At 42.7% G+C, this 13,108-nt stretch carries 12 protein-coding genes and 1 tRNA gene; 8 read left to right on the forward strand and 5 right to left on the reverse strand.

Annotated elements, in window-relative coordinates; translation table 11 throughout:
* The coding region (locus E0F88_RS21620; RefSeq protein ID WP_181956071.1) for a transposase at positions 1-283 on the forward strand (283 nt) is incomplete at its 5' end.
* Between the two features lie 7 nt (positions 284-290).
* On the opposite strand, the gene E0F88_RS21625 is transcribed toward E0F88_RS21620, so the two are convergent.
* Positions 291-605, reverse strand: coding sequence for a GNAT family N-acetyltransferase (locus tag E0F88_RS21625; RefSeq protein WP_131960376.1), 315 nt, complete (start codon positions 603-605; stop codon positions 291-293).
* Between the two features lie 334 nt (positions 606-939).
* On the opposite strand from E0F88_RS21625, the gene E0F88_RS21630 reads away from it, so the two are divergent.
* On the forward strand, positions 940-1,152 hold the full coding sequence (locus tag E0F88_RS21630) for a hypothetical protein (RefSeq protein ID WP_131960377.1): 213 nt from the start codon (positions 940-942) through the stop codon (positions 1,150-1,152).
* Between the two features lie 171 nt (positions 1,153-1,323).
* Here the strand turns inward: E0F88_RS21630 and E0F88_RS21635 are convergent.
* From E0F88_RS21635 to E0F88_RS21645, 3 genes are all read right to left on the reverse strand, one after another.
* A tRNA-Arg gene (locus tag E0F88_RS21635) sits at positions 1,324-1,397 on the reverse strand.
* 129 nt (positions 1,398-1,526) lie between these two features.
* The gene (locus E0F88_RS21640) at positions 1,527-2,306 is read right to left on the reverse strand and encodes an enoyl-CoA hydratase/isomerase family protein (protein ID WP_131960378.1); all 780 of its coding nucleotides are present in this window, start codon (positions 2,304-2,306) and stop codon (positions 1,527-1,529) included.
* Between the two features lie 88 nt (positions 2,307-2,394).
* Positions 2,395-3,033 carry a hypothetical protein gene (locus E0F88_RS21645; protein ID WP_131960379.1) on the reverse strand — a complete coding sequence of 213 codons (639 nt, stop codon included), beginning with the start codon at positions 3,031-3,033 and terminating at the stop codon, positions 2,395-2,397.
* Positions 3,034-3,299: 266 nt separating this feature from the next.
* Between E0F88_RS21645 and asnS the strand changes: the two genes are divergently transcribed.
* From asnS to E0F88_RS21670, 5 genes are all read left to right on the forward strand, one after another.
* Positions 3,300-4,736, forward strand: a complete 1,437-nt coding sequence (asnS, locus tag E0F88_RS21650; protein WP_131960380.1) for an asparagine--tRNA ligase — start codon at positions 3,300-3,302, stop codon at positions 4,734-4,736.
* 87 nt (positions 4,737-4,823) lie between these two features.
* Positions 4,824-5,957, forward strand: a complete 1,134-nt coding sequence (locus E0F88_RS21655) for a T9SS type A sorting domain-containing protein (protein WP_131960381.1) — start codon at positions 4,824-4,826, stop codon at positions 5,955-5,957.
* Between the two features lie 98 nt (positions 5,958-6,055).
* The gene (locus E0F88_RS21660) at positions 6,056-7,267 is read left to right on the forward strand and encodes a serine hydrolase domain-containing protein (RefSeq protein WP_131960382.1); all 1,212 of its coding nucleotides are present in this window, start codon (positions 6,056-6,058) and stop codon (positions 7,265-7,267) included.
* Positions 7,268-7,329: 62 nt separating this feature from the next.
* Entirely contained in the window at positions 7,330-9,282 is a 1,953-nt protein-coding gene (nuoL, locus tag E0F88_RS21665) for an NADH-quinone oxidoreductase subunit L (protein ID WP_131960383.1), read from the forward strand.
* Between the two features lie 63 nt (positions 9,283-9,345).
* Positions 9,346-11,028: a complex I subunit 4 family protein gene (locus E0F88_RS21670; RefSeq protein ID WP_131960384.1), complete on the forward strand. Its 1,683-nt coding sequence runs from the start codon at positions 9,346-9,348 to the stop codon at positions 11,026-11,028.
* A 212-nt stretch (positions 11,029-11,240) separates the two neighbouring features.
* Here E0F88_RS21670 and E0F88_RS21675 read toward each other — a convergent pair whose 3' ends face one another.
* The gene (locus E0F88_RS21675) at positions 11,241-11,645 is read right to left on the reverse strand and encodes a hypothetical protein (RefSeq protein ID WP_131960385.1); all 405 of its coding nucleotides are present in this window, start codon (positions 11,643-11,645) and stop codon (positions 11,241-11,243) included.
* 287 nt (positions 11,646-11,932) lie between these two features.
* Here E0F88_RS21675 and E0F88_RS21680 point away from each other — a divergent pair, with 287 nt between their 5' ends.
* Entirely contained in the window at positions 11,933-13,048 is a 1,116-nt protein-coding gene (locus tag E0F88_RS21680) for an acyltransferase family protein (protein ID WP_131960386.1), read from the forward strand.
* The last annotated feature ends 60 nt before the right edge of the window (positions 13,049-13,108 follow it).

Genomic DNA, 13,108 nt, shown 5'->3' on the forward strand with positions numbered 1-13,108 from the left:
TAACCAAAAGTCTCTTTTTATAGCCGACGGTGCGAAAGCTCATAAAGACGAACTTTTTGATGCCAACAAATTAGTATTTAAAAAATTGCCGCCCGCTTGTCCTGAACTAAATCCTATTGAAAGATTTTTCAAGGAAGTGCGGAGGTATCTGAAAAACAAAGTTTTTGACAGCCTAGAACTCGCACAACAAAAAATTCAGAAAGTAGTAGAGAACATTTCAGAATCCATTGACAACGTGATTTCACTTACTTGTTTTCCCTATATCAGAAATACGTCTATTTAAATTGGATTTAGTATAAGTATCCTATACCTTTTCTGCGTTCATCCGGTATTACAAAGAATTCATTAATATAAGCTAAATGCAAATTTCCTTTTTCAATACTTATGAAGCTATATCCCAAAACAGCTTCGCCTCTTGTACAAACTATATAATTACGATTATCTTGCAGTAAGAATTTTTTAATATACCTTCTATTTTTAGAACTGGACTTTTTAAAATCGAAAGGTTCATTTTTTTCTTCTGCTAAATATTCATAGAATTTGTTAACAGTTACAAGAAGGCTCTCGGTGTCTTGGATTGTTGCATTTATAAATTTTAAATCCATATTTAACGTGATTTTAGGTCAAACGATTGAACATATTGACGTCTATGAATTAATCGTTTGTTACCTGAGCCGGAAATCGACTTTGGTTGGTGTACAAAGGCAATGTTTAAATCGATTATTTATGTTTAGACGCTTGCTATTTTTTATGTCACCAGTTATAGTCAATATTTTACGCATAGTTAGCCGACAATGGATAGAAAATGCCTGTAGGATACCTCGAACCATACTACACTCTGCTCCTACCCGCTTTAATTTTTGGACCAGTTTGTTTAGAGCAAACTCAGGTGCAGTGAAGGGTATTTAGAAAGGAAGGGAATTACATTCTAAAACCGAATTGGAAGTAATTAGAAAGGAGAATGATGAACTCAAAAAAGCTTTGGGAGAGGGTACCGTGCGGCGTCCGCTTTGTAGTCAGATGCTTACTAACGAAAAAGCACCAACTTTCGTAAGGTTCTTTCTGTTGTCTCCCAGGGATTCGAAGCCGATCGCGGCACCACAGCACCGGCCGCCCGGCGCAAACCTCCTGATCCGTAATCAGATGCTATAACAAAAAAACACTTAGCAAATTAATGCTAAGTGTTTGATAATGTTGTGGTCTCGCAGGGATTCGAAGCCGATCGCGGCACCGCAGCACCGGCCGCCCGGCCCAAAACTCCTGATCCGTAGCCAGGTGCGTTAAAACGAAAAAAGCACCAAACTTTCGTAAGGTGCCTTCTTGTGGTCTCGTAGGGATTCGAACCCCAAACCTCCTGATCCGTAGTCAGGTGCTCTATCCAATTGAGCTACGAAACCATTTATTAATCCCAATTCGTTGTTTCGATTTATAAAACCGACATTCTGAATTGGACTGCAAAGATAGGCAATGAATATGTTTTGAACAAACAGTCGCTTCCAAAATTTCGCAAAAAGTTTTTATTTTTTTTATTTACCCTGATAATCAGGCTTTCTCTTTTGTAGAAAAGCCATGGTACCTTCGGCAAAATCTGCCGTTTTGCTTAGTATTTCCTGGTTGACAGCTTCCAGTTCAAGCATTTCTTCCAGGTTTGAATGGTATGACTGGTTAAAAACAAGCTTCATCGTCCCGATTGCCTTGGTGGGAGCATTACGGTAATACCTGATCATATCATCAACTGCCGTGTCCAGTTCTGCTTCCGGAACAGCGCGGTTAATGAGTCCGATCTGTACGGCTTCCTTTGCTGAAACTTTTCTTCCGGTGGACGCAAGCTCAAAGGACCTTGCCGGGCCTAATAATCTTGGTAGAAAAAAGGCAGAACCTGCATCAGGCATCAACCCGATCTGCACAAAAAGCTGACTTAAATAAACATCTTCACTTGCAATCACCACATCACATGCCAAAACCAAGGAAACACCTGCCCCCACGGCCAAACCATTTAGTCTGCATATAACAGGTTTGGGAATATTTCTTAAAGCTAAAATCAGCGGGTTGTAACGCGTCCGCAGCAGTTCTCCGGCGCTTTTCCCCGCGCCCACCGACTCTTTCAAATCCGCACCCGAACAAAAAGCCTTATTACCTTCTGCCGTAAGCACCACAACGCGAACGGCCGGGTCGACTTCTGCGGCTTTAACGGCTTCGGTGATTTCAAGCAGCAATTCTGCATTTAAAGCATGATGTACCTCAGGCCGGTTCAGGCTGATGCGAACGACGCCATTGGTGTTGTCAAAGAGAATATTCTGGTACATGTTCTGGTGAAGTGAATGGGAAAAAGATCCTGTTCTAAATGTAGTTTAAATTCCTGCCTAAATCCAAACCAGTGCCCCACTCCTTTTTTCAAAAGAAATAGTAAACCGTGCCTACGCCGATAAAAATACCGCAAAAAACGCCGGCAGCGATCTGGGCTAAGTTGTGGGCATTCAGATACAGGCGGGCGCTCATCAGAAGACCTCCTGTAACAATTGCAAAAAGCAACGGATTTAGTAATGAACTTTCGTCATAACGCATCAGCAGCGCCATCATGATACCGATAGCTCCGCCGATGCCGGTAGCATGGGCACTTATTTTCCAGAAAAGGCTCACCAACGCAACAACAATCAATGACAAGGTTGCACTTCCCAGGATCATCGAAATTTGTGGTGCCAGTTCACTAATCGGCTGTAACTTCCATCCAAACAGGTAGGTTGAAATTGCGTAAACAATGGCACTGGCCAGATATGGCAGCCTTCTTTCGCGCAGGTTGTCGACGTGCAAAGAACTAATAACGCCAAAACGATGGAAGTAATAGATGATCACAGCAGGCGCTACAAATGTATTCAGGAAGATCAGAAGCAATAAACTTCCCAAAGCCGGCAATTCCAAAGCACTCACACCGACCAGGTCAGGCGCTGCCAGAAACAGCAATGCAAAAAGATAGGTCGTGATGAGGAGCGGATGAAATACGACTGAAAGAAATGTCGCGATACGGTTAGTCAAGACAGAAAAGACGTTAATCGGATGTTAAAAAACAAAACTAAGCTTATTAGGATTGGTAAAAATCCACAATACAAATTTAAACAGACTCTCAACAAAACATATCAATGGTGTGCCAACACTGAAAAGTTAGTTCAGGTTTCACCATAGTTTTCGGGGTCTAATTTGTATTTTTGCGCGAAATTAAATTATTCGTTAATAAGTTGTTGAATCCCTGACGATTATAATAACTGAATTCATTAACGGGTAACAGATAACATATTAAAACAATGGGACCGTTACAGATCAAAGATTTATTGCTGCAAGCTCCGGAATCACAATCCGTTATCCTCAAAGGCTGGGTAAGAACAAAACGTGAAAGTAAAAATGCTATTTTCATAGCGCTCAACGACGGATCAACCATAAATAATATACAGGCTGTTGCCCAGCCAGGTCAGTTTTCTCCTGAATTGCTGCTTACTGTAACAACTGGTTCGTGCTTAAAAATCACAGGAAAACTGGTTGAATCGATGGGTTCGGGACAGGCGGTTGAAGTTCAGATCGACGACATCCACGTTTACGGAACCGCAGATCCTGAGGTTTATCCGTTACAGCCTAAAAAACATTCACTCGAATTCCTGCGTGAGATCGCCCATTTGCGTCCGCGTACCAATACATTCGGCGCTATTTTGCGAATTCGCCACACGCTGGCTTTTGCTATCAATAAATATTTTAACGACAAAGGTTTCTTTTATCTTCATACGCCGATCATCACTGCTTCTGATGCAGAAGGTGCGGGTGAAATGTTCAGGGTGACTACGCTTGACCTGGACAAATTGCCAAGAACAGATGAAGGTGCCATCAATTTCAAAGAAGATTTCTTTGGTCGTGAAGCAAACCTGACCGTTTCGGGACAGCTTGAAGGGGAACTTGGTGCCATGGCGCTTTCCAAGATTTACACTTTTGGCCCGACTTTCCGTGCTGAAAATTCCAACACAACCCGTCACCTTGCCGAGTTCTGGATGATTGAGCCCGAAATGGCTTTCTTTGAATTGCAGGATAACATGGATCTCGCCGAAGATTTTGTAAAAACGGTGATCAGCTACGCGCTGGAACATTGTAAGGATGATTTGAATTTCCTACAAAACCGTTTGACAGAAGAAGAAAAAAGCAAACCGCAAAATGAGCGCTCGTTGCCGTTGCTTGAAAAACTAAGCTTCGTCGTTGACAATCCTTTTGAAAGACTTACGTACACAGAAGCAATTGAAATTTTACTTCAGTCGAAACCGCATAAAGAGAAAAAATTCCAGTATCCGGTTGGTTGGGGAATTGATTTGTCCAGCGAACATGAGCGTTATCTGGTAGAAAAACATTTCAAAAAACCGGTAATTCTGACCAACTATCCACGCGAGATCAAATCATTCTATATGAAACTTGATGAGGATGGAAAAACCGTTCGCGCGATGGATGTACTTTTCCCGGGTATTGGTGAAATTATCGGCGGAAGTCAGCGGGAAGACAATTACGAAAAATTGCTTGAACGTGTACATGAGGTAGGCATTGATCCGGAAACGATCTGGTGGTACCTGGAAACACGGAAATTCGGAACAGCGCCGCATTCAGGGTTCGGACTTGGTTTTGAGCGTCTGGTTTTATTCGTAACCGGAATGTCCAACATCCGTGACGTAATTCCTTTTCCGCGTTATCCAAAAAGCGCAGAATTCTAATTGAGACCGAAGGGGTTACTTTTTAAAACTCCGGGCGTATAGAATAGTGTATTTGTCGTGAAGTTTTTAAATTTTTAAAAGCACACCATGAAAAAGCACTATTCAAGAACTTTAAGCAGGGCCGGACTGATTTTATCGCTGGCTCTGCTTTTTAATTTTAAAGCCGCCTGGCAGGCTTCCGGACAAAGCTTTCAGATCGTCTGGAAGATGGACGAATCGGTAGCAGGAGCCTCATCGAGTAATAATTTTACACCCGATGACGCAGAATTGATCGGCGCTAATCCGTTCAGCCTGTGGCCATATCTTTCAGACGGGAACGGCGGTTCTGCTCATGTGTCGGTTTACTGGCCAACTGGATTCACAGCAGGACGTTACATGGATCTTTCTTATGGCGTCAGCACGCACGAATACAATTTATCCTCCATTTCTTTTCGGGTAAAAAGATCAGGATCCGGGCCGCTCGATGTGGCACTGCGAACTTCCATGGACGGGTTCGGCTCCAATCTGTCGACTTTTAATTTGTCTTCGGACGGGAGTTTTTACAATGTTACCGTTCCGCTTGGTTTTAAAAACCTATCTACCGGGCTTGCTTTCCGGATTTATGGCTTCAATGCAGATTACAGAGGCACCTTCTATATCGATCAGGTTGTCCTTAACGGAGAGGTAACCAGTTTCGTTTTGCCGGTTAATCTTACCTACTTCAATGCAAGAAGCACAGAAAACAGAGTAAACCTTTTTTGGGAAACGTCCTGGGAGAAAAACAGTAAGGAATTTATTGTCGAAAGAAGTATTGATCTGATAAATTTTTCGGCGATTGGAACCGTTAACGCAGCAGGTGAAACCGAAGAAAGAGCACAGTATGTTTTTCAGGATGAACTGCCGTTTGCGGGTGCCAGTTACTACCGTTTAAAAATGGTTGACACTGATTTGCGGGCCGCCTACTCCAAAATCCGGGATATAGAAATTCATTACGACCAGCCGATTCTTACCGTTTCTCCCAACCCTGCTCAGCCGGGCAACATTCGAATTCTGAAAAGTAATATTGATCCTGCAAAGCTTATTTTACGAAATATTCTTGGCCAGAATTTTAAATTTAATTTACAACAATCCGAACCCGGATACATCGGCCTGCTGCCCGACCAATCGCTTTTACCGGGAATATACGTTATTTCATTATTACAAAACGGCAAACAAGTACATACGAAAGTATTAGTTCCGTAAAGTTTTGATAGCTTAATTTGTAATACATTTAATAAGTAATAACTGTAAAGGGCGTTCGTTAGCTTACAACGTTTGAAAAATTTAATGGCCAAAAGCCTATGTTGAAAAAAGTGCAGCCGAAGGTGTGGGGGGCGGTAGCAGCCGTCTTGATTATTTTTTTAGTTTCGTGGGGATTGATACGCAGGAGCCACACGGCCAAAGAAACAGAAACGATTAAACGCAAGGCATTTGCCAAGCTTGATCCATCGCTTATCAAAAATCCTGACGCAGTTACAGCCAGGAAAATTGAAAAAATACAGGACATTTTCCGCAGAAAGAAAAATGCCGGTTTCAACGGCAATGTTTTGATTGTGCAGAAAGGCGAGGTTTTATACCAGAACTCTTTTGGTTTTGCACATCTGAAAGAAAAAGATTCACTAACTGTCCATTCGCGTTTTCAGCTTGCTTCTTTATCAAAGCCATTCACGGCTATTGCAATTTTAAAACTGATCCAGGAAGGCAGGGTAAGTCTGGACGATTCAGTTCAAAGGTTTTTCCCCGAATTTCCTTATCACGGTGTGAAAGTGGATATGCTTTTAAGTCACCGCAGCGGTCTTCCCAACTATATTTATTCTTTTCCTGACAGCATCCGCCACGGCAAAAAGTACCCTTCCAATCTGGATGTGATCGAATGGTATGGGAAAGTAATTCCAACGCCTACACCATATAACCGGCCAGGAAGATCTTTTAATTACTGCAATACCAATTACTGCGTATTGGCAGGCATTGTCGAAAAAGTGACCGGAGAGCCTTTCGGACAGTTTTTAAATCAGCAAATATTTGCTCCTCTGGGAATGACCGAAACGTTTTTGGTAACGGACACTTCCAGCGCAGCCGTTGAAAACCGCACAGTTGGTCACCAGTTTGGTCGCCGGCTTGAAAAAGATTATTATGATGGTGTGGTCGGAGATAAAGGCCTTTACTCCACAACTACTGATATTTACCGTTTTTATAATGGTTTAACAAAAGGCCTTCTTCTGGACAAAAAGCTTTTAGATGAAGCCTTCAAACCAAGAAGTTTCGAGCGGGCCGGGATCAGAAATTATGGCTACGGCTTCCGGATGCACATCAAAGAAGACAATACTGCGCGCTTCTTGTATCACGGAGGCTGGTGGAAAGGTTACAACACCATGCTTTGGGTTTGTCCGGAAGATGAAGCCGTAATTATCGTACTTGGAAATTCCTACAACCGGTCCACTTATGACCTTCGCGAGCTTTTGCAGGTTATACATGGCGATGAGAAGATTGCAGAAATTGAGAAAGACATCTAGGTTCGTTTGATATTCGGCCGCTAATTCAGGATATTTGCCCCACAAACGAATATTTGCCTCCTATGCCCGATTCTGCATACCTTGTACCTGCTTTTTTACTCCTGGGCTTGCCGTTTTTGGGCTTTCTGGCATTCTGGCTTGGTGGTAGAAAATTAAATAAATCAGCGGGGTATCTGGGGGCAGCACTAACCTTTGCAGGTCTTGTCATAAGTATCTTATACGCAGAGCCAAATACACTGCACATCATCCGTTTCGACTGGCTGGTTATTGGCTCACTTCCAATAGAACTTTCTTTTCGTTTTGATGCCCTAACCTGTGTTATGCTTGTGGTGGTACATCTTGTAGCGCTGCTCGTTCAATTCTATTCGGTTTCCTATCTTCATAACGACGAAAATCTTCATCGTTATTTCGCCTTTGTCCAGTTATTTCTTTTCTCGATGCTTGGCATTGTGCTGTCTGGGAGTTTGCTGGTGATGTATATTTTCTGGGAGCTTGTCGGGCTTTCTTCTTATTTGCTAATCGGTTTCTGGTATCATAAACCGCGTCCGGTTTGGGCTGCGCAAAAAGCGTTTGTTCTGAACCGCATTGGTGATGCCGCCTTGCTGACTGGTATTTTAATGCTCTTTTACTATATTGGTTCTACCGACTTTGAAGTGCTTGCTGTTCAGACAGATTCCATTAGTTCCGGAATTTTGACCTCGATTGGATTGTGTCTTTTTGGAGGATGTATGGGTAAATCGGCCCAGTTTCCTTTGTCAGGATGGCTGCCTGATGCCATGGAAGGTCCTACTCCGGTTTCAGCACTTATCCATGCGGCTACCATGGTTGCGGCCGGCATTTTTTTACTCGCAAGAATTTCTTTTCTGCTCACTTTTGATGCAAGGCTTGTCATTACCATAATCGGAATGATTACCATGCTGATGGGCGCCGTAAAGGCAATGAATGTTTGGGATATCAAACGGGTACTGGCCTACTCCACCATGTCTCAGCTTGGGCTGATGGTAATGGCAGTCGGACTTGGAAGCTGGCAGACTGCTTTTTTTCACCTGACTACACATGCTTTTTTTAAAGCAGGGTTATTCCTTTCAGCCGGTTCTGTCATTCATGCTGTAACGCCATCGGAAAACGATCCGAAATTCGATCCGCAGGACATGCGAACGATGGGTGGTCTTCGCAGCGCTTTGCCAGTTACTTTTGTCTGTTTTGTAATCTGTGCTTCTGCGCTGGCCGGACTTCCGTTTTTTTCCGGATTTCTTTCCAAAGATGCTATCATTACCGAAGGATTTCTTTGGGCCGCCGAATATGGGATTTTGGGTTATGTTTTTCCAATAGTCATTATATTTTCCGCCGGATTAACTGCCTATTACATGACCAGACAGGTTTGGCTGGTATTTTTTGGAGAAAAACGATATCAGGTTTCGCATGCTGTCCATCCGCACGAATCGCCGGCAATCATGTATACACCCATGATTTTACTTGCTGTACTTTCTCTGTTTACCTGGTTTTCATGGAATCCTCTGGACGCGGCTTCGGGTTGGTTTTTGTCCTTTATCGGCGTTACAGAATCTGAACACTTGATTTGGGTTCCTTTTGTAGCTACGTCCGTTACGATTGTCTCTATTTTTCTTGCATACAAACAGACCACCGCTTCCAATCCTTTTAAAATTGTTTCTGATCAAAAAGAACTGAAACAGTCTTTTTCATGGCTTAATGAATTTTCCAACGAAAAATATTTTCTGGCCCCATTTGCATACATCACCAATTTTTCAAAATTATTTGAGGAAAAAGTAATCGACGCTTTTGTCAATTTTGTAACAAAAGCAAGTGTGGTTTTCGCACATTTTGCGAGCTGGGGCGACCGCAATGTAGTTGATGGCGGTGTGAAACTGACCGTTTATTCTATTCGTTCTGCCGGGCAGGGAGTGAGAAATTTGCAAAATGGCAAAATCCAGTCTTATTTTTTGGTTACCGTCGCAGGGTTATTTTTGCTGATTTTGTGGCTGGTGGTGATTTAATTGAATATAATTTAAAACAGCGAACAGCAGTACGACGCTGCAATTGCTAACAGATTCTGATAAATGATTGATCATATACTTACTTTACTGATTGCCATACCACTGCTGGGTGCGCTGGCCGTTGCCGTTTGGCCCGGCGAGCGTCCGGAAAATTACAGGATGATTGCACTGGTTGCTTTGCTCCTGGAAATTCTTGTAGCCATTTCGATGTATGCTTTTTTTGACAAGCAGCAATCCGGTTTTCAATTGGGTGAAAGTGTTGACTGGATTACACTTCCAATTGGCTCGCTGGGTATTGTATCCATCGACTATGCGCTCGCAGTTGACGGCATCAGTTTTCCTCTGGTACTTCTGGCCGTAATCGTACTTTTCGTTGGCGTGATAAGCTCCTGGAATATCGGAAAGCGAACGCGCGGTTATTTTGCCTTATATCTGTTGCTAACGGGGAGCGTAATTGGCTGTTTTCTGGCACAGGATTTTTTCCTTTTCTATCTTTTCTTTGAATTTATGCTGCTTCCGATGTATTTCCTCATCGGTTTATGGGGAGGCCCGAGGCGTGAATATGCAGCACTGAAATTCTTTGTCTACACGTTTTTAGGTTCACTGCTGATCCTGATCGTGATGATCTGTCTTTATCTTTCTGCTATCGATCCCGTCGAAACGGCCAGAGTTGTTGGTGTTTTAGGTTTAGAAGATATAGCTACAAAAGACATTATTCTGCAACTACAGCAATGGCTGGCAGAAGGCAAAATTGCTCCTGAACAGCTCGTTCATACATTCCGCTTTGCTTACCTCGCTGATGCCGGGAATTATATTCCTGGTTCGGTTTTGAGTGTTGCTTCTGATTTTTATATACTCGACATTCCTGTACGACTTCTGGCATTCTGGTTTTTGTTTATTGGTTTTGCTGTCAAATTACCGGTTGTTCCCGTTCATACCTGGCTGCCCGATGCACACGTAGAAGCACCTACGCCAATTTCAGTCGTCCTGGCTGGTATACTTTTGAAAATCGGGGGTTATGGTTTTATAAGGATCGTCGACGGTTTCTTTCCTGTTGAGGCACAATACAGTATCATTCCGCTGGCAGTTCTGGGTATGATTTCCATTGTTTACGGAGGATTCAACGCGTTGGGACAAAGTGATCTGAAGAAGATGATTGCCTATTCATCCGTTTCTCACATGGGTTTTGTCTTGCTGGGCATTGCAGCTTTTACAGCGGAAGGAATCAATGGAGCCATTTATCAGATGGTCAGTCACGGTGTACTTTCTGCCATGTTATTCTTACTTGCAGGTGTCGTTTATGACCGTACGCATGACCGTAAGATTGAAAATTACAGGGGTTTAATTTCTGTTATGCCAAGATATACGGTACTAACAGGAATCGCGTTTTTTGCTTCACTCGGACTTCCGGGTTTTTCGGGCTTTGTAGGCGAGCTTTTCACGTTGATGGGTGCTTTTCAGTCGGATAACCTGCCGGTGTGGATTCCGGCTTTGTCAACGCTGGGGATTGTTCTGGCAGCAGCTTATTTCCTTTGGACTTATCAGCGTATGTTTTTCGGTTCTTTTTGGTACAAAAACGACAATGCCACACACACAACCACCCACATACTGACAGACTTAACTTCCAGAGAAACCTGGCTGCTGGTTCCACTTGCTATCCTAACTTTGTTATTGGGAATATTACCAGGTTTGTTGTTTGACATAACCGGCCCAACGGTACAAGCCTGGATTGAGGGATTGCGCTGATTCTCACCAGACGTTCCGAAGGAACGTGTTGTAACTCAGATCCCATTTTTTCTACCAACGAGATGTTCCTAAGGAATATTCAGCATACAACATATAAGTTTCGAAAAGCAACTTATGCACTATCATGTCCTGGAGGGACATTTCGTTGGTAGATAATCAATTTCAAGATAACACCTTCGTTCCGTAGGAACGTTTCGTGACTAAACAATCAATCACTTCCCAAATAACTGATCAAAACTGAATCTTCCTTTTTTAACCATTGCTTCCAGTTTTTGCTGTTGTTCGCCGGTTAATACTTCCAAAATCTCTTCACGCTTCTGGCTGTCAAGCTCACGGTGATCCCTGCGTTTGGCATTTTCATTTCTGGAAAGTTTGCGGTCCAGCCTTGCATACCTTTTATCAATTTTTTTCAATTGTTTTTGCTGGCGTTTGGTCAGATTCAGTTCGTCATTAAAACGCCCCAGGTTTTTTTCCAGCCTGCGGTTGTTCAGTTTGCTGTTGGCAACAGGCTGCTCATCGCGAAAAGAATCGTCATTGTTTGCGGAGCTGTTGGATGTAGCGCAGCCGGTAAACAACAGTCCGGAAAGCAGCAGTGACATCATTAAGAGTTTTTTCATGGATAAGTAATTTGTATGAGTTGAAATTTTGAAGCTAATAACGACTGACTCATCAGAATGTATATAAACCTTTATCCTAAAATAATCAGTGCATTGATTATCAGACGGCTTCGTTCACGAGGTTATTTTCACTTTCCTTATCAATGATATGTTTATTCAAATAAATGTACTTTTGCCAATTGAACGGATAGTATTTTTATCAAAGTTTCCTGTAATTGTAATTACTGTTTATTTCACACGGGGCATACAAACCCAAATCTTATTTTACAATACCCTTATTTTACAAAATGGAAGAAAAATCTACTTCGCACAGGCTGCTTTCTCTGGACACACTCCGCGGTTTTGATATGTTTTGGATTTCCGGAGGAGAAGAGATCTTTGCAGTGCTGGCAAAAGTTACCGGCTGGTCGTGGGCAATATTTATGGCGCACCAGTTTTCTCATCCCGAATGGAACGGTTTCCGCGCCTATGATCTGATCTTCCCGACCTTTCTTTTTATGGCCGGCGTTTCAACTCCATTTTCGTTAGGAAGCCGTTTGGATAAAGGAGTTCCGCCTTCTGAGCTGATAAGAAAAGTGATTCAAAGGGGACTTATTCTTGTCGTTTTGGGAGTGATTTACAACAATGGAATTTTTCATACCGAATGGCATAACATGCGTTACCCAAGCGTTTTGGCCCGCATTGGTTTGGCAGGTATGTTTGCTCAGATTATTTATTTGTATACCGGACCAAAAGCAAGATGGATCTGGTTTGCCAGCTTACTGATTGGTTATTACGCATTTATGGTCTGGTTTCCGGTACCGGGCTGCGGCGCAGGTATGCTCACAATCGATTGTAACCCTGCCAGTTATATTGATAAATTGCTTATTCCCGGCCGTCTTCACCTTAAAATACACGATCCCGAAGGACTTGTTTCTACCATTCCCGCCATTGCAACGGGACTCATGGGCATATTTGCCGGCGAACTTCTTCGCGTGAATGATGAGATCATTTCAAGAAATAATAAAGTTGTCTACTTGTTTGCTGCCGGTATTGTCAGTTTACTTTTATGTCTTGTATGGGATTTCTTTTTCCCAATCAATAAGAATTTATGGACCAGTTCGTTCGTGCTATGTGCGGGAGGTTTCAGTACTTTGCTGCTGGCACTTTTCTATTGGATCATAGATGTGATGAACTATCGGAAATGGACTTTTTTCTTTGTGGTAATCGGAATGAACTCAATTGTGATTTACATGATTGGAGATTATATTAATTTTGGATACACAGCAGAAGCCTTGTTCGGTGGTGTTTTAGATTTTTTCCCGGATGCAGTCGCAGCAGTAGGCGAAGTAATTGCCTTCATTATGGTTCAGTGGGCATTTATGTATCTGTTGTACAAAAACAAATTATTCCTCAAAGTTTAAATAGCTGTTGGGTATTAGCTGTAAGCCATCAGGGGCTTCTATCGCAAATAGCTTTTAATT

The sequence above is a fragment of the Dyadobacter psychrotolerans genome, assembly GCF_004349265.1.
GTDB classification, from domain to species: domain Bacteria; phylum Bacteroidota; class Bacteroidia; order Cytophagales; family Spirosomataceae; genus Dyadobacter; species Dyadobacter psychrotolerans.